General features: G+C 70.1%; 19 protein-coding genes and 3 pseudogenes. 18 read left to right on the forward strand and 4 right to left on the reverse strand.

Annotation, left to right across the window (positions count from 1 at the left end):
- Positions 1–20: 20 nt before the first annotated feature.
- The 8 genes from dapA (at position 21) to V6V89_RS13330 (ending at position 6859) form a co-directional block, all read left to right on the forward strand.
- The gene (gene dapA, locus V6V89_RS13295; protein ID WP_334619380.1) at positions 21–914 is read left to right on the forward strand and encodes a 4-hydroxy-tetrahydrodipicolinate synthase; all 894 of its coding nucleotides are present in this window, start codon (positions 21–23) and stop codon (positions 912–914) included.
- Positions 911–2599, forward strand: a complete 1689-nt coding sequence (locus V6V89_RS13300; RefSeq protein WP_334619381.1) for a ribonuclease J — start codon at positions 911–913, stop codon at positions 2597–2599. Before dapA ends, V6V89_RS13300 begins: the two co-directional genes overlap by 4 nt.
- Before the next feature lie 122 nt (positions 2600–2721).
- Complete coding sequence (locus V6V89_RS13305; protein WP_334619382.1) at positions 2722–2979, forward strand: DUF6232 family protein; 258 nt, start codon at positions 2722–2724, stop codon at positions 2977–2979.
- A 94-nt stretch (positions 2980–3073) separates the two neighbouring features.
- Positions 3074–3970 (forward strand): helix-turn-helix domain-containing protein, encoded by an 897-nt coding sequence (locus V6V89_RS13310; RefSeq protein WP_334619383.1) that lies wholly within the window; start codon positions 3074–3076, stop codon positions 3968–3970.
- A gap of 110 nt (positions 3971–4080) precedes the next feature.
- Positions 4081–4263: a DUF397 domain-containing protein gene (locus tag V6V89_RS13315; protein WP_334619459.1), complete on the forward strand. Its 183-nt coding sequence runs from the start codon at positions 4081–4083 to the stop codon at positions 4261–4263.
- A 118-nt stretch (positions 4264–4381) separates the two neighbouring features.
- Positions 4382–4570: a DUF397 domain-containing protein gene (locus tag V6V89_RS13320; RefSeq protein WP_334619384.1), complete on the forward strand. Its 189-nt coding sequence runs from the start codon at positions 4382–4384 to the stop codon at positions 4568–4570.
- A 127-nt stretch (positions 4571–4697) separates the two neighbouring features.
- Positions 4698–6224: a S1 family peptidase gene (locus tag V6V89_RS13325; protein ID WP_334619385.1), complete on the forward strand. Its 1527-nt coding sequence runs from the start codon at positions 4698–4700 to the stop codon at positions 6222–6224.
- A gap of 206 nt (positions 6225–6430) precedes the next feature.
- On the forward strand, positions 6431–6859 hold the full coding sequence (locus V6V89_RS13330) for a DUF2784 domain-containing protein (RefSeq protein ID WP_334619386.1): 429 nt from the start codon (positions 6431–6433) through the stop codon (positions 6857–6859).
- Here V6V89_RS13330 and V6V89_RS41695 read toward each other — a convergent pair.
- The 3 genes and pseudogenes from V6V89_RS41695 to V6V89_RS13345 all read right to left on the reverse strand — a co-directional run.
- Positions 6813–7211 (reverse strand): annotated as a pseudogene (locus tag V6V89_RS41695) (YbjN domain-containing protein); the annotation flags it as partial. The gene V6V89_RS13330 and the pseudogene V6V89_RS41695 sit on opposite strands and share 47 nt — an antisense overlap.
- Before the next feature lie 1246 nt (positions 7212–8457).
- Positions 8458–10242, reverse strand: coding sequence for an HSP90 family protein (locus V6V89_RS13340; protein ID WP_334619388.1), 1785 nt, complete (start codon positions 10240–10242; stop codon positions 8458–8460).
- Positions 10239–10676, reverse strand: a complete 438-nt coding sequence (locus tag V6V89_RS13345; RefSeq protein WP_334619389.1) for a YbjN domain-containing protein — start codon at positions 10674–10676, stop codon at positions 10239–10241. Before V6V89_RS13345 ends, V6V89_RS13340 begins: the two co-directional genes overlap by 4 nt.
- 117 nt (positions 10677–10793) lie before the next feature.
- Here V6V89_RS13345 and V6V89_RS41700 point away from each other — a divergent pair.
- The 10 genes and pseudogenes from V6V89_RS41700 to pspM all read left to right on the forward strand — a co-directional run.
- Positions 10794–11540 (forward strand): annotated as a pseudogene (locus V6V89_RS41700) (DNA translocase FtsK 4TM domain-containing protein); the annotation flags it as partial.
- A 117-nt stretch (positions 11541–11657) separates the two neighbouring features.
- Positions 11658–13250 (forward strand): annotated as a pseudogene (locus V6V89_RS41705) (DNA translocase FtsK); the annotation flags it as partial.
- 10 nt (positions 13251–13260) lie between these two features.
- Complete coding sequence (locus tag V6V89_RS13355) at positions 13261–13890, forward strand: helix-turn-helix transcriptional regulator (protein WP_334619391.1); 630 nt, start codon at positions 13261–13263, stop codon at positions 13888–13890.
- Between the two features lie 7 nt (positions 13891–13897).
- The gene (locus V6V89_RS13360) at positions 13898–14362 is read left to right on the forward strand and encodes a DUF3291 domain-containing protein (RefSeq protein WP_334619392.1); all 465 of its coding nucleotides are present in this window, start codon (positions 13898–13900) and stop codon (positions 14360–14362) included.
- 34 nt (positions 14363–14396) lie between these two features.
- On the forward strand, positions 14397–15848 hold the full coding sequence (gene rimO, locus V6V89_RS13365) for a 30S ribosomal protein S12 methylthiotransferase RimO (protein ID WP_334619393.1): 1452 nt from the start codon (positions 14397–14399) through the stop codon (positions 15846–15848).
- Between the two features lie 97 nt (positions 15849–15945).
- Entirely contained in the window at positions 15946–16530 is a 585-nt protein-coding gene (gene pgsA, locus V6V89_RS13370; RefSeq protein ID WP_334619394.1) for a CDP-diacylglycerol--glycerol-3-phosphate 3-phosphatidyltransferase, read from the forward strand.
- The gene (locus tag V6V89_RS13375; protein ID WP_334619395.1) at positions 16527–16991 is read left to right on the forward strand and encodes a CinA family protein; all 465 of its coding nucleotides are present in this window, start codon (positions 16527–16529) and stop codon (positions 16989–16991) included. The genes pgsA and V6V89_RS13375 overlap by 4 nt, the downstream gene beginning before the upstream one ends.
- A gap of 120 nt (positions 16992–17111) precedes the next feature.
- Entirely contained in the window at positions 17112–17588 is a 477-nt protein-coding gene (locus V6V89_RS13380) for a helix-turn-helix domain-containing protein (RefSeq protein WP_334619396.1), read from the forward strand.
- Between the two features lie 291 nt (positions 17589–17879).
- Positions 17880–18743, forward strand: coding sequence for a PspA/IM30 family protein (locus tag V6V89_RS13385; RefSeq protein ID WP_334619397.1), 864 nt, complete (start codon positions 17880–17882; stop codon positions 18741–18743).
- 20 nt (positions 18744–18763) lie between these two features.
- Entirely contained in the window at positions 18764–19558 is a 795-nt protein-coding gene (pspM, locus tag V6V89_RS13390) for a phage shock envelope stress response protein PspM (protein ID WP_334619398.1), read from the forward strand.
- A gap of 377 nt (positions 19559–19935) precedes the next feature.
- Here the strand turns inward: pspM and V6V89_RS13395 are convergent, their stop codons facing one another.
- The gene (locus V6V89_RS13395; protein WP_334619399.1) at positions 19936–20736 is read right to left on the reverse strand and encodes a DNA-formamidopyrimidine glycosylase family protein; all 801 of its coding nucleotides are present in this window, start codon (positions 20734–20736) and stop codon (positions 19936–19938) included.
- Between the last annotated feature and the right edge of the window lie 40 nt (positions 20737–20776).

The following is a 20776-nucleotide window of genomic DNA, read 5'->3' on the forward strand; positions in this document are numbered from 1 at the left end:
GGTCCGCTAGGTTGTCAAGCATGACGCACGACCATCGACCGTTCGGGCGGCTGATCACCGCCATGGTCAGCCCGTTCCACGATGACGGCTCGCTCAACGCCGAGGGGGCGGCTCGCCTCGCCACCTACCTGGTGGATGAGCAGGCCAATGACACGCTGGTGATCAATGGCACCGCCGGCGAGTCTCCCACCACGTCCGACGGGGAGAAGGAGACCCTGGTACGGGCGGTCGTGGAGGCGGTGGGCGACCGTGCCAAGGTGGTCGCCGGCGTCGGCACCAACGACACCCGGCACACGATTGAGTTGGCCGCCGCCGCCGAGAAGGCGGGCGCGCACGGCCTGCTCGTGGTCACGCCGTACTACAACAAGCCGACGCAGGCGGGCCTGATCAGGCACTTCACGGCGGTGGCCGACACGAGTGGCTTGCCGGTGATGCTCTACGACATCCCGCACCGGTCCGGTGTCGAGATCGCCACCGAGACGCTGGTCAAGCTGGCCGAGCACCCGCGGATCGTGGGGGTCAAGGACGCGAAGGGCAACCTGACGGCGACCTCGTGGGTCAAGCGGCGCGCCGACCTGGCGTACTACTCCGGCGACGACGCGCTGACCCTGCCGCTGCTGGCCATCGGCGGCGTGGGCGTGGTGGGCACGTCCACGCACCTGTGCGGTCCGGAGACCAAGGAGATGATCGAGGCGTTCGAGCGCGGCGACGTCACCACCGCGGGTGAGCTGCACCGCCGGTTGCTGCCGCTGTATACGGGCGTCTTCAAGCTGCCGGGCACGGTCTTGGTCAAGGCCGCGCTGAAGACGCGCGGCCTGCCGGCGGGCCCGGTGCGCTCGCCGCTGGTGGATGCCACCGACGCCGAGCTGGCCGAGCTTCGCGACGACTGCGCGACCGCGGGGCTCGCCCTATGACGGCGGCGCACGTCGAGCTCGACGCACCACCGCCGCTTCCGGAGGGCGGGCTTCGGGTCATCCCGCTGGGGGGCCTGGGCGCGATCGGTCGCAACATGACGGTTTTCGAGTACAGCGGCAAGCTGCTCATTGTCGACTGTGGAGTCTTGTTTCCCGACGTCGAGCAGCCGGGCGTCGACCTGATCCTGCCGGACTTCCAGCCGATCCTGGACCGGCTGGCCGACGTCCAGGCGATCGTGCTGACCCACGGTCACGAAGACCACATCGGCGCGGTGCCGTACCTGCTCGCGCACAAGCCCGACATCCCGCTGGTGGGCTCGCAGTTCACGCTCGCACTGGTCGAGGCCAAGCTCGCGGAGCGGCGGATCGAGCCGTACACGCTGACGGTGCGGGAGGGCCAGCGGGAGCGGTTGGGGCCGTTCGAGTGCGAGTTCTTCGCCGTCAACCACTCGATCCCGGACGCGCTGGCGGTGGCCATCCGCACGCCTGCCGGGCTCGTGCTGCACACGGGCGACTTCAAGATGGACCAGCTCCCGCTCGACGGCCGGATCACCGACCTGGCTGGGTTCGCGCGGCTGGGCGCCGAGGGCGTCGACCTGCTGCTGTCCGACTCGACGAACGCGGAGATGCCCGGCTTCGTCACCTCAGAGCGTGACATCGGCCCGGTCCTCGACTCGATCTTCGCAAAGGCGAAGGGCCGCATCATCGTGGCCAGCTTCGCGTCGCACGTGCACCGCGTGCAGCAGGTGCTCGACTCGGCGTTCGAGTACGAGCGCAAGGTCGCCTTCATCGGCCGGTCCATGGTGCGCAACATGGGCATCGCCCGCGACCTGGGCCTACTGCGCATCCAGGGTGGGTTGGTGGTCGGGCTCGACGAGGCCGCCACGCTGCCGCCGGACGAGATCGTGCTGATGTCGACCGGTTCGCAGGGCGAGCCTATGAGTGCCCTCGGCCGCATGGCCACCGGCGACCACCGGCACATCACGATCGCTCCCGGCGACACGGTGGTGCTGGCCAGCTCACTGGTGCCGGGCAACGAGACGTCCGTGTACCGGGTGATCAACAAGCTTTCCCGCGCGGGCGCGACGGTGATCCACAAGGACGTGGCGAAGGTGCACGTCTCCGGTCACGCCCCGGCCGGGGAGCTGCTCTACCTGCTCAACATGGTGAAGCCCAGCAACCTCATGCCCGTACACGGGGAGTGGCGGCACCTGCGTGCGCACGCCCGCCTGGGTATCGAGTCCGGAATCGACGCCGACCGCGTGGTCCTGTGCGAAGACGGCGACGTCGTCGACCTGGTCGACGGCCGCGCCGAGCTGGTCGGGCACGTCAAGAGCCGGTACGTGTACGTCGACGGTCTGGCGGTCGGCGACGTGGGCGAGTCGCTGCTCACCGAGCGGCGCATTCTGGGCGACGGCGGCTTCATCGCGGCCACCGTGGTGGTCGACTCGGTCACCGGCAAGGTGGTCGGCGGCCCGACGGTATCCGCGAAGGGCTTCTCGGAAGACCCGGAGGCCTTCAACGCCGTGGTGCCCCTGATCACCGATGCGCTCAACCGGGCCGCGCTCGATGGCATCACGGACCCGCACCAGCTCCAGCAGATCGTCCGGCGCATCGTCGGCCGCTGGGTCAACGAGGCCTACCGCCGCCGCCCGATGATCGTGCCAACGGTCGTAGAGGTGTAGCGGTTCGCATTCTGCTATATCGCAGTCTGCGGTATGGCGATCACGGACGGTGTCCGCTCATACTGGCGCCAACAAGAAGCGGTGCCCGGCTCGCACCCCCGGGCACCGAAGGAGGTGCCGGGATGACCATCTTCTACCGGGGCCCGCGCATCGTGATCACCCATCGGGACTTCCGGATCTTATGGCCGTGCCCGCGCGTGTTCATCATCCGCGAATTGTTCGACGTGCAGGTCGTACTGGTGGTCCGAGCCCGCCGTTTCGAGTTGTGGGCTCGTCACCAGGGGACCATGGTCTGCCTGTTCAGTACCTGCGACGAGCGGTCATTTGGGCAGGTCAAGAGGGCCTTGGTGAGGGCCATGGAGCAGACGGTCGACGCGTAAGATTTATCTGTCGCCTCCCCCCGGCGGCGTGCCGGAGGGTGTAAGGTCCTGCGTTGTCTCTATCTGCCATATCGCACTCTGCCGAGTAGGGATCATGGTGTCCGGTGAATCGCCAGCGGTGGCTCGCCGCCGCGTTCGTCTCGCGTTGCGCGCTGCACGCGAGGAGAGAGGCTTCACCCAAGGTCATGTGGCTGACGAGCTGGACTGGTCGCTCTCCAAGGTCAACCGAATAGAAAAAGGCGACGTGACGGTGTCGCGAACGGACCTGCTAGCGATGCTCGAGCTGTTCGGCGTCGACGATCAGCAGCGAATCGACGATTTGGTCCAGGCCGCGCGAGTGTCCCGTCAACGCGGCTGGTGGGACGAGCCGCGATACCGAGAACATATGACGGCGGCAATGCTGCAACTCTTTCAGTTCGAAGGCGAAGCAACCGCTATCCGCTATTTTCACCCAACGCTAATTGCTGGCGTCCTGCAGACTCGCGAATATGCGAGCTTTGTTTTGAACTTCTGGCGTCACGACCTTTCCGACGTCGATATTGAGACGCGTCTTGAGGCGAGGATGCGGCGCCGTGACCACGTTCTTGACCGATCGGACCCGCCCGACTACCTTCTTATCTTCGACGAGTCTGTGCTACACCGCGAGGTCGGTGGCGCACGCATTATGGCGGGTCAGCTCAAGGAGTTGGTATCGCTGACTCGGGCTGGCAAGGTCACCATTAGGATCGTGCCCTTCACGGAGGCCGCTCCGATCGCGATGCTCGGGCCGTTCACGATCCTGGACATTGGTGATGAGGAGAACGCTGTTCTCTATCGCGAGAGTCACCTGCTCGACGAGATCGTCCATGCTCGGACAAATATTGACAGACACAGGCGCATTTTTGAACAGCTCTGGGCGGCCTCATATACCGAGGAGGAGTCCGCGCGGCTGATCGAGGCTCGCGCCGCAACGATGATCTCCTCCCTAGATCAACGCAAACGACCCGGCTGACAGCGCCGGCAGTCCCGCCGCCTGTCAATCGGCACAACCGAGGCTGGTCCGACGCGGGCAATCACTCACTATTCGGAAGGACAACCTTGCCCAGTAACGGACCGACGCGGTTGTGGAAGAAGAGCAGCAGATGCGAGTCATCGGCGTGTCTGGAAGCCAGTTTCGACAGCCCACCCATGGTGCATGTGCGTGACTCGAAGGAAATTGCCGGACCAGTTTTGGAGTTCTCCGCAGATGGTTGGGCGAATTTCATCCAGGCGCTTTGCGACGGGACGTTGAAGAGCCGCTCATAAGCGTGCGTCTCGGTCTTGGTGGTCTGTTGACACGGACCACCAAGATCTTTTTGTAGCCCCTTCTATTGTCGCTTGTCGTTACGTAAAGTGGGTGCGAGCTAACGGAGGGTGGTCGGTGATGGCAGGCGCCGCGTGTCGGGTGTGGAGAAAGAGTAAATATTGTGACAGCTCTGCCTGTGTGGAGGTGGCTCGGACGCAACTCCTGGTTGCGGTGCGGGACGGGAAAGATCCGGCGGGGCCGATCCTGATCTTCCGGGCTGAAGAATGGCGGTCCTTCGTCGGGGCGCTTCGCCGTCACCAATTGTGATCACTTCACTACTCTGGCGATTTTTCTTTGTGAGATCGAGCACTACCAGCGCATTCATCCGCGTCTAGGCCTGTTTCCGTACCCCGTTTCAACGTCGGTGACGTTGGGGAGGCGGAAGGAGGCACGGATGGATCGCAGGCGGGTACTCGCTGCCAGCGTGATCGTCGCGACGCTGGGGGCGGCCGCGGCGATTACGGTCCCGGCGCTCGCGACGACGGGCGAAGATGAGCGCACCACGGCCGCCGGCACGGCGGAGCCGGAGCTGCTCGCCGCTCTTCAGCGCGACCTGGCGCTCAGCGCGGATCAGGCCCAGCGGCGGCTGGACTCCGAGCGGGCGGCGACCCGTACCCTCGCGGAGCTGCGACAGGACGTGTCGGCGGCGTACGCCGGTGGGTGGTTGAACAAGGACAGCGGCCAGCTCATGGTCGCGGTGACGGACAGCGCGCTGGCCGACGAGGTGCGCGCCGCGGGCGCGGAGCCGAAGGTCGTGGAGCGCTCCGCGAACGAGCTGGACACCCTCAAGCAGAGCCTGGATCGGCGCGCGGCAACGGCGTCGCCCGAGCTGCCGGGCTGGTACGTCGACGTGGCGACCAACTCTGTCGTCGTACTGGCAAATGCTGGCGCGGAGGCGGCGGCCCGCGAATTCGCGGGCAACGCGCCCGGCGTGCGTGTGGTGTCGACGGACGAGGCGCCGGTGCCGTTGTTCGACGTGCGGGGCGGCGACCCGTTCTTCATCGGCAACGGGCGCTGCTCGGTCGGCTTTTCGGTCGTGGGTGGCTTCGTGACGGCCGGGCACTGCGGTCGGGTCGGCGACGACACGACCGGCTTCAACCGGCAGGCCCAGGGTACGTTCAGCGCCTCGTCGTTCCCCGGTGACGACTTCGGTGTGGTCCAGGTGAACGGTGACTGGACGCCGCGGCCGGTGGTCAACGACTTCAACGGTGGCGAGGTCGTCGTGGCCGGTTCGGAGGAGGCGCCGGTGGGCGCGTCGATCTGCCGATCCGGCTCGACGACGGGCACGCGCTGCGGCGTCGTGCAGGCCAAGAACGCCACGGTCAACTACCCCGAGGGAACCGTCACGGGCCTGACCCGCACGAACGTGTGCGCCGAGCCGGGCGACTCGGGTGGTTCGTGGATGTCGGGTGACCAGGCTCAGGGTGTCACGTCGGGTGGTTCCGGCAACTGCACGGTCGGTGGCACGACGTTCTTCCAGCCGCTGAACGAGATCCTTCAGCGCAATGGGCTGACGCTGGTCACCTCGGCGAACGGCGGTGGGGGCGGGGAAGCCCCGCCGCCGGCCACCGAGGCGCCGGAGGAGCCCGCCGAGCCGCCGGCGAGCCAGTGCGCCGACCAGGAGAACGTGATGACCGGGTCGCTGAGCCGCGCCGGCAGCCGTGAGGTACAGCCCAACGGCCGGTTCTTCCGGATGGCCACCACGGCACGGCTGACCGCCTGCCTCGACGGGCCGGCCGGGGTCGACTTCGACCTCTTCCTCCAGCGGTGGAACGGCCGGACCTTCCAGACGGTGGCACAGGCCACCGGTCCGAGCTCTGACGAGCAGATCGTGGTGAACGCGCCGGCCGGTGCCTACCGCTACCGGGTGGTGTCGGAGCGCGGTTCGGGCGCGTACACGCTCGGGATCAGTACGTCCTAGCTTCAGGTGCGGGAGTCCGGCCCCTGCCATCCGGGCTCCCGCGGGCAAGCCGCGGCGAGCGCACCTCCTCGTTCGCCGGGGCTGTGGTGAGGGGGCCCCGACGCCCGCCATATCGGGTCAGGCGGGTCGGTGGGCCGGTCGGGTGCCGGCGTCCAGGTACGGGACGCCGGCACCTCGTCTTGAGTACGCGGCATCAGGTCGCGCGCGTGAAGCGGACGTACGCTGGCGGCATCATGGGGTACCGATACCTGACCACGCTTATTCTCGGCCTGCACTTCGGCTACCTGCTGTACCTGGTGACGGGCGGCTTCCTCGCGTGGCGCTGGCCGCGCGCGATCTGGCCGCACCTTGTCGCCGGGGCGTGGGGGTTCGCGGTGGTGGTGGGCCGACTGGTGTGCCCGCTGACCTATGCCGAGGACTGGTCGCGGCGTCAGGCCGGCGAGGCCGGCCTGACGCAAGGCTTCATCGACCGGTACGTCGAGGGCGTCGTCTACCCCCAGCAGTACGCCCACGTGGCGCAGGCGCTGGCCGCCGCGGTGGTGCTCGCCTCGTGGGCCGGTTTTCTGGTACGCCGACGCCGCCGCTCAACTAGGGCAGCTGAGCCACCTCGTCCGCGAACTGAGCACCCGTCATGAGCGCGGCGTGGATCAGCACAGCCAGCTGACCCGCCGCCACGCCGTGCTCAAGGTCGGTGCTGACGTCGCCGGCCAGGATCAATTCACCCTCGCCTGTGTCGTGCACGTACGCCTTCGGCAGCAGCTTGTCGTGGTTCCAGGCGTTGCAGAACGCGTACGCCTCGGTCAGCCGATCGGTGGGTAGCCGGCGCTGCGCGACGACCCGGACGTGCAGGATCTCGCCGCTTTCGCCCATCCGGTCGAACGAGATGTGCGCCCGGCCCCAGGTGCCGCCGACCGTGCCGTCCTCGTCCACGTAGTACTTGTCACCACGGTCGTTGAGCGTCCCGGTGATCGCTTCCAGCGTCAGCGGTCCGACGACCTCCTCGCGGCCCTCGACAGGCAGCGCGGCGGCCGGTCCGGGGCCGGCCGGCTGGTCCGGCGGCAGCTCCACGTGCTCGGCGATCGGGGTCAGGGCCAGCCACGCCTCGACCCGCCGCGACTGGTGGTCGCTGCCGTTGCGGGTGTCGAACTGCACGGCGATATCCCGAGCCTGGGTGGCCAGTTCCTTACCGAGGTCGCTCGCGGGACGCCCCGCCACGATGGAGTCGGGGGACAGGCCGCAGGCCAGCGCCCCGGCGGCGGCGAACTCCATCGCCGACGCCTCGTCGAACGGCCGCTCCAGCCACTCCAGGTGCTCGCCGAGGATTTCCAGCGCGCGGTCGACGTTGCCGGTCAGCGCGCAGAAGCGGATGTGTTCGGGCAGGAACGGGAAGGCATCCCGCTCGAACCGGTGCCGCCGGTACGCCCGCACGTGCGCCCGCGCCGCGTCGTCGAAGCGACCCAGTCGCATGTACGGCTCCAGCACGGTGACCAGCGCCTTTTCGGGCTGCTCGGTGCAGCCGAGCACGCCGTTGAGCACCGGCTCGACGGTGCGGAGGGCGTCTTCCCACTCGCCCCAACCCGCGAGCAGCTCCGCCTGGCGGGACGGGTCACAGCCCGCGCAGTCGCTGTTTTCGTCCCGGTCGGTCGTACGCCACAGCTCGAACCACCGACGCGCCTCCTCGCGGTCGCCGACGTGGTCGGCGATCTTGCAGCGGAGGTTGTAGATCGTCTGCATGCTGTGGCCGCCTTCGCGGAACCGCCGCTCCATGTCGTCGAGCGCGGCCCGGGTCTGCGCGAGGCCGACCCGGGGCGTGCTGCGCAGCGTGGCGACCGCCCACTTGTGGTACCAGCGCAGCTGCTCGGCGTCCCAGTCGTCGAACATCGACGGGTCCTTGTCGAACGCCGCCAGGCACCACCCGAACGCCGGCAGCATCCGCCACCGCTCGGTGTGGTTGTTGTACGCGTCGATCAACGCGATCCGCGAGTCGTACGCGAGCCGTAGGTCGCCGGCGGCGTCGGCGTGCGCGGTGATGCGCTCCAGCTCGGCGATCTTGCCGTCGCCGTCGGGCATCGACGTGGCGTCGTCGAGCGCGTGGCGCAACTCGGTCATGCGCCGCCGCCCGCAGCCGACACAAAGCGGAGGGAGCGCAGCGACCGTAGCGACTGGCGGCTACAGGGCGGCTCAAAGGGCGCATGGCCCGCGGGAGCAGAGCGAGCGCCGGATAGCAGGGTACTCATGGTGCCTCCGATGGGAACGCGCGGTCCAGAAGCGCGAGGAAGGAACGGTTGAGCGCCGCACTGTCCACGGCGCGCAGCGGGTGGTGGCCGGCCAGCAGGGCCTGCCCGTACAGGGCCTCGATCGCGTGCCGCAGCGCGGGGCCGGGCGGGTACGAGGCGAGCTTGCGGATCAGCGGGTGTCGCCAGTTGAGCACCAGCTCGGGCCGGTGCTCGACGGTCACGTCGTCGAACGCTGACAGCACGTCGGCCCACAGCTCGTCGGACGCGTCGCGGCCGCGCCGGACCGCGTCCTGGGTGCGGGCGCGCTGGCTGATGACGTACAGGGCGGGCATGGTCACCGGGTCGAACTGCCGGATCAGCGGTACACAGTCGACCTCGCGCAGCACCGACCGGGCGGTCTCCAGGAACGGCGCGACCGTGACCTCCTGCTCGGCGGGCAGCGGTTCGAGCCGGGCGGCAAGCTCACCCGGGTCGAGCCGGCGCACCCGAAGGTCCGGGTCCACACGGGACAGTCGTTCGAGGATCTCGGTGTCGTACGCGTATCCGGCGTTGACGACCGGCGTGCCGGCGGCGCTGGCGATCGCGGCGAGCGCACGGAACTCGTCGACCGTCTCCACGTACCGGATCATCGTCAGGCCGCGGCGGAACACCCGCAGCGGCATGCTGCCCCGGCTGGTCTCGAAGGGCAGCCACGCGTCGACGAGGCGGAGCATCTCGTCGTCGCGCACGGCGAGCGCCTTGACGCCGAGGTGGTGCACCCGCAGGAACGCCGCGAGCCGCTCCGGGTGGTTGGCGGACAGGTCGAGCAGCCAGGTCCGTACCTGCTCGCCCAGCGACTCGCGCACCGACGAGAGCAGGTCGTCTTCGTACAGGGCCTCGCGGCTGGCGGTGGGTCGCAACTGCGAGGTGTCGACGACGCAGCGCACGAAGAACGCCCACTCCGGCATCAGCTTGGACGCGTCTTCGCTCAGCAGCATCCGCTTGAGGTACACGCGGTGCCCGCCCTGGCCGACCGCCGCCGGCGACGCGAGCACGAAGCCGACGCCGCGCAGCCCGGCTTCGGGCACGTCGAGGTCGATGACCTCCATCGGGCGGCTGCCGAGCAGCGTGGCGCCGTAGTCCAGGAGCGCGGCCCGCCGTACCTCCGGGTCGTCGTACTTGACCTCCCACGGAGCCTCCGGCTCCGTGATCCGCTCGCCGCTCACCGTCACGTCGACGCCCAGGAGATGGGCGTACGCGGACGCGAGCTGGCGGACGGTGGCGGGCGTGAGCCAATGCTCGGCGCCGACCCGGGGCCGCAGCGTGACCGTCGTGCCGGGCTCGTCGCGCTCGCCCGCGGCGACGGTGTATCGCCCGTCCGAGTACCCCGTCCACCGCACCGGCTCACCGCCCTTCGCCGAGCGGGTCACGACCTCGATGGCGTCGGCGACCATGAAGCAGGACAGCAGCCCGATGCCGAACTGGCCGAGGAAGTCCTGCCGGGCGAAGCCCAATTCGTCGCGTTTGGAGGTGCGGCCGACGCTCGCGAGGAACGTGTGCACCTCCTCCTCGGTCAGGCCGATGCCGTTGTCGCTGACGCGCAGCGCGCCGTCGGGCAGCGGCTCGATGACGACCCGGCCCGGCTCGTCGCCGCCCTGCTCGTCGAGCCCGCCCCGCGCGGTGATCGCGTCGGTGGCGTTCTGCAACAGCTCGCGCACGTAGACGCGCGGGCTGGCGTACAGGTGGTGGCTGAGCAGGTCCACAACCCCGCGCAGGTCGACCTGGAACCGATGTTCTCTCACGCTTTCAGCTCCGCCGCCGCGCTGGCCAGCTGGCAGCCGGTGGCGATACCGCACTCCATGAGCTGGTCGAGCTGGGCGAGGGAGACGCCGCGTTCGAGGTCGGTGGTGATCTCGCCGCAGACCCGGGCGGTGCCGTCGTCGGCGACGTGCACGAACGCCTTGGGCCAGAGCCGGTCGTGGTTCCACTCGTTGCAGAACTCGTACAGCCGCGGCACGTCGTCGACCGTGAAGTCGGTGCTGGACAGTACGCGGATCTGGAGGATCTCGTTGTCGGACCCGCGGCGGAAGAAGTAGATGACGTTGTCGTCCCACATCCCGCCGATGTCGCCGTCGTCGTCGACACCGAAGTGGTAGCCGCGCTCGGTCAGCACATGTGTGATCAGCTCATTGGTGAGCGGCGCGAGAGTCTGCACCTCACCGTCCGGCGGTGGCATGGACGTGTCCTTCCGTATTGGCGTTGTCGAGAGCACACCCTACGACGAGCGTGCCAACCCACGGACACGCCCACAAATCCCCAGGTTCGTGGGCCGAACCCCCTACCGTGTGATGGTATGGCGGGCCGTACCTCTTCGGCGAGTCGGCGGCGCGGCGCGACCACAACACGCGGCGCGGCTGCCTCGCGTGGCACGACGGCCCGTAACCGCCGGCCCACCCGGCGTACCACCAACCCCAGCATCGCCGTCCTGGCAGGCCGCGGCATTCGTGCGGTCTGGATGGGCGTCGCCCACAGCGTCGGCTGGGTGGTGCGCGGCGTCGGTAAGCAGGCGGCGACGGCCCGTGACCTCGATCCCGAGCACCGCCGCGACGGTGCCGGCCTGCTGCTGCTCGGCGTCGCGATCCTCAGCGGCGTGGCGGTCTGGTTCTCGTCGGCGGGCCCGGTCGGCACGTGGGTGGCCGACAGCATGCGGCTGTTCCTCGGCGCGATCGCGGCGGCCCTGCCGTTGCTGCTGCTGGTCGCGGCCATCCGGCTGATGCGTGAGCCGGGCGACCCGGCGCGCCGCGGTCGCGGCCTGGTCGGCTGGTCGGCTCTCATTCTGGCGTCCGCCGGCCTGCTCCACATCGGGCAGTCGCCGATCGACAACCTGCAGCGCGACTACGCGGGCGGCCTCGTCGGGGCCGGCATCGGGTCGCTGCTTGAGCGTGCGGTGACCCAGTGGGTGGCCGTGCCGCTGCTGGTCCTGCTGCTGCTTTTCGGCCTGCTCGTCATCACCGCCACGCCGATCAACAAGGTGCCCGAGCGGGTGGGCATGCTCGTGGCGGCGGTGCTGGGCCGCCCGGTCGCCTCCGAAGAGGGCGAAGACGAGGACGAGGAGGACGAGGAGCCAGTCCCGACGCCGCGCCGCCGTTCGTCGCGGCGCCGCCAGGCGAGCCTGTCGCAGGACGGCGAAGCCGGCGAAGACGAGATCGTGCACGACACGGTCGCCCTGCCGCGTACGCCGCCGGCGAAGGTGCCCGCCGCCCGCAAGGTGGCCGAACCGCCCGAGCATTCGCCGCCACCCACCCGGGCAGAGCAGTTGGCGATCACCGGGATGGCCGGCGACTACAAGCTGCCGCCGCCGACCTTGTTGCGCGCGGGGGTCGCGGCGAAGACCCGCAGCAAGGCCAACGACGAGGTGATCGCGGCGCTGCAGGGCGTGTTCGAGCAGTTCGACGTCGACGCGGCGGTCACCGGCTTCACCCGCGGTCCGACCGTCACCCGGTACGAGGTCGAGCTGGGCCACGGCGTCAAGGTGGAGCGGATCACCCAGCTCTCCCGCAACATCGCGTACGCCGTGAAGTCGCCGGACGTGCGCATCCTCAGCCCGATCCCGGGCAAGAGCGCGGTCGGCGTCGAGATCCCGAACTCCGACCGGGAAGACGTCGCGCTCGGCGACGTGCTCCGGTCGCGGGCGTCGGGCAGCGACCACCACCCGATGCTGGTCGCGCTCGGCAAGGACATCGAGGGCGGCTACGTGGTGGCCAACCTCGCCAAGATGCCGCACATCCTCATCGCGGGCGCCACCGGCGCGGGCAAGTCGTCCTGCCTCAACTCGCTGCTCGTCTCGATCCTGAGCCGGGCCACGCCCGACGAGGTGCGGCTGATCCTCATCGACCCCAAGCGGGTCGAGATGACCGCCTACGAGGGCGTCCCGCACCTCGTGACGCCCATCATCACCAACCCGAAGAAGGCGGCCGACTCGCTCGAATGGGTCGTGCGCGAGATGGACATGCGCTACGACGACCTGGCCGCCGCCGGGGTACGCCACATCGACGACTACAACCGCAAGGTGCGCGCCGGCCAGATCAAGCCGCCGCCGGGTAGCGAGCGCGAGATCCGCCCGTACCCGTACCTGCTGGTGATCGTCGACGAGCTCGCCGACCTCATGATGGTGGCGCCGCGCGACGTCGAAGACTCGGTCGTGCGTATCACGCAGCTCGCCCGCGCTGCCGGCATCCACCTGGTACTGGCCACCCAGCGCCCCTCGGTCGACGTGGTCACGGGCCTCATCAAGGCGAACGTGCCGTCGCGGCTGGCGTTCGCCACGTCGTCGCTTTCCGACTCGCGGGTCATCCTCGACCAGCCGGGCGCGGAAAAGCTGATCGGCCGCGGCGATGGTCTGTTCCTGCCGATGGGCGCGTCCAAGCCGATCCGCATCCAGGGCGCCTGGGTGTCCGAATCGGAGATCCAGGACATCGTCAAGTTCTGCAAGGACCAGCGCGAGCCGGAGTTCCGGCCGGACGTGCTGGCGCCGGCCGAGCCCAAGAAGAAGATCGACGAAGACATCGGCGACGACCTCGACCTGCTCGTGCAGGCGATCGAGCTGGTCGTCACGTCGCAGTTCGGCTCGACGTCGATGCTGCAGCGCAAGCTGCGGGTGGGCTTCGCGAAGGCGGGACGCCTCATGGACCTCATGGAGACCCGCGGGATCGTCGGGCCGTCCGAGGGCTCCAAGGCGCGCGACGTGCTGATCAAGCCGGACGAGCTGGAAGAGGTCATGGCCTCTATCACCAACAGCGGTGAGTCTTAGACTCGAAGGCGTGGAAGATCTGGAGGCCGTCTCCCTCCTCACCGATCCGGTGCGCCGTGCCGCGTACGAGGCCGTGGTCGCCAGCGGGTCGCCCGTCGGGCGGGACGAGGTCGCGGCGGTGCTCGGCGTCGGCCGTACCCTCGCCGCTTTTCATCTCGACAAGCTGGTCGACGCCGGCCTGTTGGAGGCGTCGTTCGCACGGCGTACCGGAAAATCAGGGCCCGGCGCCGGGCGGCCCGCGAAGCTCTACCACCGCGCCGCCGTCGAGCGTGCGGTCAGCGTGCCGCCGCGCGCCTATGGGTCCGCGGCCGAGCTGCTGGCCGAGGCCGTGGAGCGCTCCGGCGCCGACGCCGCCCTCTTCGAGGTCGCGCGCCAGCGCGGCCGCGCGGACGCTGCCGGATCCGACGTGGTCGCCCTGCTCGCGGAGCGCGGGTACTCCCCGGAGGTCGACGGGTCAGAGGTGCGCCTGCGCAACTGTCCCTTCCATCGGCTGGCGGAGCAGTTCCCGCCGCTGGTGTGCGGGATGAACCTTGCGCTGGTCGAGGGCCTGGTCGAGGGCGCCGGGTGGTGTGCCCGGCTGGACCCGGCGCCGGGAGACTGCTGCGTGCGCCTTTCTAAAAACAACAACGATGATTTATAGTACGGCCATGATTTTCCACCTCGCCGAGCTCAACGTCGCTCGTATGAACGCCCCTCTCGACGACCCCTTGATGGCTGACTTCGTAGCCGGGCTGGAGCCGCTCAACGCGCTCGCCGACGCGTCACCGGGCTTTGTGTGGCGGCTCGTCGAAGACGGCGGCGCAGACTCCACGGGACTGCGCCCGTTCGGCCCCGACATGCTGGTCAACCTGTCAGTGTGGGAGGACGTCGAGTCGCTGCGGGCGTACACGTACCAGACGCGTGACCACCTGGAGGCGGTGCGCCGGCGGCGGGAGTGGTTTCACCACGAGGGCGTCGGGGAGCACCTGGTGATGTGGTGGATACCGGCCGGCGCCCTGCCCACCCTCCAGGAGGCGGGGGAGCGGCGCGACCTGCTGAACCGGTCCGGTCCTACCCCTGAGGCGTTCACGCTGCGACGCCCGTTCCCGGCGCCACGCGCCGCTGCCGTCTAGTTACAACGCTGTCAGGCCCGCCCGGTACCCTCGGATGGTGTCTGACTCCTCCTCCGATCGCTCCTACTTTGCACGGCCCCGCCGGGTCGCGCTGCTGACGCTCGGCTGCGCGCGCAACGAGGTCGACTCGGAGGAGCTGGCTGGCCGCCTGCACGCCGACGGGTGGGACGTCACCACCGATGGCGAGGCGGCCGACGTGGTCCTGGTCAACACGTGTGGTTTCGTCGACAAGGCCAAGCAAGACTCGATCCAGACCCTCATGGCCGCGGCCGACACCGGTGCCAAGGTGGTTGCCGCCGGCTGCATGGCCGAGCGATACGGGCGCGAGCTCGCCGACAGCCTGCCCGAGGCGCACGCTGTGCTCGGGTTCGACGACTACCCCGACATCTCCGCGCGGCTCGGCGCCGTGCTGGGCGGCGAGCAGCTGGCCGCGCACACCCCGCGCGACCGGCGCGAGCTGCTGCCGATCACGCCGGTGGCCAGGCGTGACACCGCTGTCGTCGTGCCCGGCCACGCGCTGCCCAAGCACCTGCGCCGGCGCCGCCTGGCGGACGGCCCGGTCGCCTCGCTCAAGCTCGCGAGCGGCTGCGACCGCCGGTGCTCCTTCTGCGCGATCCCCGCGTTCCGCGGTGCCTTCGTCTCGCGTACTCCCGACGAGCTGCTCGCCGAGGCCGAGTGGCTGGCCAAGACCGGCGTCCGCGAGCTGGTCCTGGTGAGCGAAAATTCGACGTCGTACGGCAAGGATCTCGGCGACCCCCGGCTGCTGGAAAAGCTGCTGCCGCAGCTCGCCGCGGTCGAGGGCATCGTGCGCGTTCGCGCCAGCTACCTACAGCCCGCCGAGACCCGTCCCGGCCTGGTCGAGGTGATCGCCACCACGCCCGGCGTCGCGCCGTACTTCGACCTGTCCTTCCAGCACTCCAGCGAGCCGGTGCTGCGCCGGATGCGCCGTTTCGGGTCGACGGAGCGCTTCCTGGAGCTGCTGGCGTCCGCACGGGCGCTCGCGCCCGAGGCCGGCGCGCGTAGCAACTTCATCGTCGGCTTCCCGGGCGAGACCCGGGGCGACGTCGACGAGCTGGTGCGCTTCCTGACCGAGGCGCGGCTCGACGCCATCGGCGTCTTCGACTACAGCGACGAAGACGGCACCGAGGCCGCCACGATGACCGGCAAGGTGAGTCGCGCCGCGATCAAGCGGCGGTACGAGAAGCTGCTGTCGCTGGCCGACGAGCTGTGCGCCCAGCGGGCTTCCGAGCGGTTGGGCAGCACGGTCGAGGTGCTCGTCGACACTCTCGAAGACGGAGTGGTCGAGGGGCGGGCCGCGCACCAGGCGCCCGAGGTCGACGGTTCCACGACGCTGGTCGCGGGCGACGGGGTCGACCTGGCCGCCCTGCGCCCCGGCGACCTGGTGCGTGCCACAGTCACCGCCACCGAGGGCGTCGACCTGGTCGCGCTCCCCGTAGAGATGGTGTCGGCGGCGGTGGCTGGATGACTCCGCTAACTGGCGCTCGCCTTCGCTCGCGCGGGTCATGCGCCCCGAAGCCTCCGCTGTGCTCCCTGCGCTTTGTGGCGGCTGCGGGAGGCGGCGCATGACCGAGCCGGGGGCGGCGGCCGTTTCCGTGCCTGTTGTCAATGCCGCCAACGCGTTGACGCTCCTCCGGATCGTGCTCGTACCGGTCTTCGTCGGCATGGTGCTGGCATCCGAGATGGTCCACCAGGGCTGGCGGATCGCGGCGTGCCTGACGTTCATGTTCGCGTCGGGCACCGACTTCGCCGACGGCTGGATCGCCCGGCGATACGGGCTGGTGACCGCGTTCGGCAAGGTGGCCGACCCGATCGCCGACAAGGCGCTCACCGGCACCGCGCTGCTGCTGCTGTCCTGGTACGGCGGGCTGTCGTGGTGGGTGACCGTGGTCATCCTGGTGCGCGAGTTCGGGGTGACGGCGCTGCGCTTCTGGGTCATCCGATACGGGGTGATCGCCGCCAGCCGGGGTGGCAAGGTCAAGACAACGCTCCAGATCCTGGCGATCAGCTGGTACCTATGGCCGTTCCCGCCGGGGGTGGCCGCCGTCGGGCCGTGGATCATGGCAGCCGCCGTGGTGGTGACGGTGGTCACCGGCCTCGACTACACGCTCCGGGCGCTGCGCCTGCGCCGCGACGCCAGCCCGTCGTGACCGTCGACACGCTGGTCCGGGCGCTGATCGAGCGGCGCGAGACCGTCGCCGCCGTCGAGTCGCTCACCGGCGGGCTACTGGCCGCCACGCTGGTCACCGTGCCCGGAGTGAGCGCGGTGTTCCGGGGCGGGCTCGTGGTGTACGCGACCGATCTCAAGGTGGCGCTGGCGGGCGTACCCGAGGAGCTTTTGGCCGAGCGCGGGCCGGTCGATCCGGACGTGGCCGCGGCGCTGGCGCGGGGTGGGCGCGAGCGGTGCCGGGCCGACTGGGGGCTATCCACCACGGGCGTCGCCGGACCCGACCCCCAGCACGGCGTACCGGTAGGCACGGTCTACGTCGCGTTGGCTGGCCGCTCTTCGGAGGTCCGCAAGTTGACCTTGGCAGGCGACCGGGCGGCGATCCGCGCGGCGGCGGTCGACGCCGCCCTGGCCCTTCTCGGCGAGCATCTTGGCGTGCGCTGAGCGCGATCTACGCTGTGCGCGAACCGGCAGCGCGGCGGGATGTCGTGCTGCCGGATAGCGGGTACGGTTGCGGGAAGCCTCCGGCAGCCGCCGGTCGGCCCGCGTTCAGGGGGAGGTGCGATGGTCCTGCTACGTCGGGTTATCGGCGACGCATTACGCGCGCGCCGGCAGGGTCAGCATCGCACCCTGCGCGAGGTGTCCACCGCGGCGAATGTGAGCCTCGGCTACCTGTCCGAGATCGAGCGAGGCCAGAAAGAGGCCTCCAGCGAGCTGCTCTCAGCGATTTGTGACGCGCTCGGCGCCCAGCTCTCAGAGCTGCTGCGTGAGGTGAGCGACACGCTCGCGCTGGCCGAGGAGATGGACGGCGTCCTGGTCCCGGTGCGCGACGACCGGCGGGCCGCGGCCGAGCCGGCGTCGATCCCGGCACAGGCCGACGCTGGGCGGGCGATGGCGCCAGAGGCGTCCATGCGCCGGGTCACCGCCGACGGCTCGGTGTCTGTGTCGGTTCGTCAGGAGACCCCCCTCAAGGCCACCCTGCGCGCCACCCGCGCCATGCGCCCCGTCCAACGCGACCGCGACGTCGTCTGCGCCGCGTAACGCCACACCGCCGCCCGCTTTCCGTCGATCAAGGGCAAACGCACGTGGTTGGATCTCTTTCCACGTGTTTTTGCCCTTGATCCATGCGGTTGCCCTTGATCGACAAAGGGTGGCTGGGGGCCGCGCGTGCGCGTAGGGTTCTCGATGAGACGGCCGAAACCCGGATATCCCCCTGAGGTCGCATGACGGGTTGGCGTCGGGCTGGGACGATGGGGATCTGCCGCGCCGTCGCCCGGGTTGCTGCCCGGCGCCGGCCACAAAGAGCGATCACACTGAGGGGATACCGCGGAGATGGCGAACCCGTTCGTCAAGGGCTGGCGCTACATGATGGCGTTGTTCGGCGCCAAGATAGATGAGTACGCCGATCCCAAGGTGCAGATCCAGCAGGCCATCGAAGATGCCCAGCGCCAGCACCAGGCCCTCGTGCAGCAGGCCGCCGCCGTGATCGGCAACCAGCGCCAGCTCGAGATGAAGCTGTCCCGCCAGATGTCCGAGGTCGAGCGGCTCCAGTCCATGGCCAGGCAGGCGCTCGTGCTCGCCGACAAGGCACGGGCCAGCGGTGACGAGGCAGAGGCTGGAAAGTACGAGCAGACGGCGCAGACGCTCGCCACCCAGCTCGTCGCGGCCGAGCAGTCGATGGAAGACCTCAAGTCGCTGCACGACCAGGCCCTCGGCGCCGCCGCCCAGGCACGCCGGGCCGTCGAAAACAACTCGATGGTCCTCCAGCAGAAGCTGGCCGAGCGCACCAAGCTGCTCAGCCAGCTCGAGCAGGCCAAGATGCAGGAGAGCGTGGCCCGCTCGCTGGAGTCCATGTCGTCGCTGGCCGCGCCCGGCAACACCCCGTCCCTCGACGAGGTGCGCGAGAAGATCGAGCGCCGGTACGCCAACGCGATGGGCCGCGCCGAGCTGGCCGGCAACTCCGTCGAGGGGCGCATGCTGGAGATCCAGAAGTCGACGCTCGACATGGCTGGCACGTCCCGGCTGGAGCAGATCCGGGCCAGCATGTCCGGCGACAAGCTGGCCGCCAAGCCGGAGCAGCCCGCCGTCGAGCCGGCCGCCAGCGCCGCCGACACGGCCGGGGTGGCCCGCCTCGACGAGATCCGCGCCAGCCTGGGCCGCGACAAGAGCACCGGAGACACCAGCGCCGCAGGCTGACCAGCAACGGGGAGGACGAGATGGCAGATGCCCGGACCCGGTACTTCCGGCGGTTGAAGCGGTTGCGCCGATCGGCCCGCCGCTGGAGCGTGTTCGCCGGCGGCCTCGGCGGCGCGGCCATCGTCCTCACCCCGTACGCGGGGCTGGGGCTCGCCGACGCCTTCTGGGCAGCCGCCGCGGGCGGTTCCATCGCCCTGGCCGGGTGGCGCTGGGCCGATCTGCGCGCCCTCGCCGCCCAGCCGGCCCCGCCGCCGCCCGACCCGGCCCTGGCCGGCGAGCAGGCCCGCCAACGCCTGGTCAACGCCGTCCAGCGGCTGCCAATTGGTCGCACCGCCGTCGAGGAGGTACGGCGGCAGCAGGCCCGGTTCGCGCTGCGCGGCTCTGGGGCGGCCGGCCCGTGGGCGCGCCTCGACCGGGCGTCGATGACCCTGACCGGGCTCGCCGCACGCCTCACCGGTCCCGGCGAGCCGGCGGTGCTTGAGGCGGCAGTCGCCGAGCGTTCGCTGCGTGACCTCGCGCACCGGGTGGCCGGTGTGGAAAAGGCGCTGCGGTTCGCGCCACCCGACACCCGGCCCGCGCTGGAAGACGCGCACTCGACGCTGGTGGGGCAGCTCGACAGCGGAGTGACGGCGTACGAGCGGCTGGTCGCTGCCGCGGCGAGCTACGTCGCGGAAGACGGCCGGATGGTCACCGAAGACCCGTCGGTGACCCGGCTCACCGAGGCGAGCGATCTGCTCCGCGGGGTGGCGGCCGGGTTGGCCGAGCTCCGCGACAGCACCCCCCGCACCCCTCACCCCGGCCCCGCCCCCGCCTGACCGCCCACCGGCGGCGGGTCAGGCAGCGGTCAGCAGGGCCATGGGGCCTAGGAGCCAGGCGTCGTCGCCGGTGGCTGTCGGCAAAGGCGCCCGAACGGCGGGCTAGGACCAGCTACCGCTACCGCACGGACGCGGTGACGCTGCGCGAGGCGTGGCGCGCCGGAGGCCAGGAGATCGGGTACACGGCACCGCACGACTGGTGGACACCGGCGGTGGACGCGCTGACCAGGGCGATCGTGCAGGGGCGGGCGCCCGAGCCGCCGGCGGCCCAACTGGGCCGGGAGCGCGCGGCAGCCGGCTGGACGGTCGAGCAGGCGGTCGACGACCTCCGCGTGCTGTACCGGCTCCTGCCCGCCGGCACGCCCCGCCCGACGTGGTTACCGCACTGGTCGAGGCGGCTGGCAACGCGGACACCAGTACGTGATCCGCTCGCCCTGCTCGCGCATCTTGATCAGCGTGCGGCACCGCCGGCACGGCTGGCCGCGCCGGCCGTACACATAGTTGGCCTCCGCCTTGCGCAGCGACCCCGTCGTGGTCTGGAGCCAGCGGCCGCGGTTGGACGCGAGCATCCGCTGCGCGAGCGTCACCAGCCCCGGCAGGTCAGGCACGTCGCGGACCGCGGTCCACGGCTCGATGCCGCGCAGGAAGAGGACCTCGCATTTGTACAGGTTGCCGATGCCGGCCAGGTTGCGCTGGTCGAGCAGCGCCTCGGCGATGGTCGAGCCGGGCTGGCGCACCAGACGCCTGGCCGCCTCGGTGGGATCCCAGTCGGCGCCCAGCAGGTCGGGGCCGAGGTGACCGACGAGCTTCTCCTCCTCGGCGGTGGGCACCAGCGCCAGCTCGTGTAGGTGGTAGCCGACCGCGACGGCGTCGGCTGTGCGCAGGACCGCCCGGATCAGGTGAGCCGGGCGGGCGGCCCAGCGCTCGCCCGGCGCGTACGTCCGCCATGCCCCGTCCATGCGCAGGTGCGAGTGCAGAGTGAGGTGCCGCGAGCCGACCTGGTCGCGGACCCGCAGCAGGAGGTGCTTGCCCCGGCTGCGGGACTCAAGGACGGTCCAGCCGACCAGGCTGGTGGTGGCGAGCTGGGGCACCCGGAAGTCCGACGCGGTGAGCTGGCGGCCGGCGAGCGCCCGGTGCAGCCCTCGCGCCGTGTTCCAAACCGTGTCCCCTTCCGGCACGCTCATATCCTCCCGCTAGCAAGGGAGGATATGAGCGTGG

The organism is Micromonospora sp. CPCC 206061, assembly GCF_036906915.1.
Lineage (GTDB): Bacteria > Actinomycetota > Actinomycetes > Mycobacteriales > Micromonosporaceae > Phytohabitans.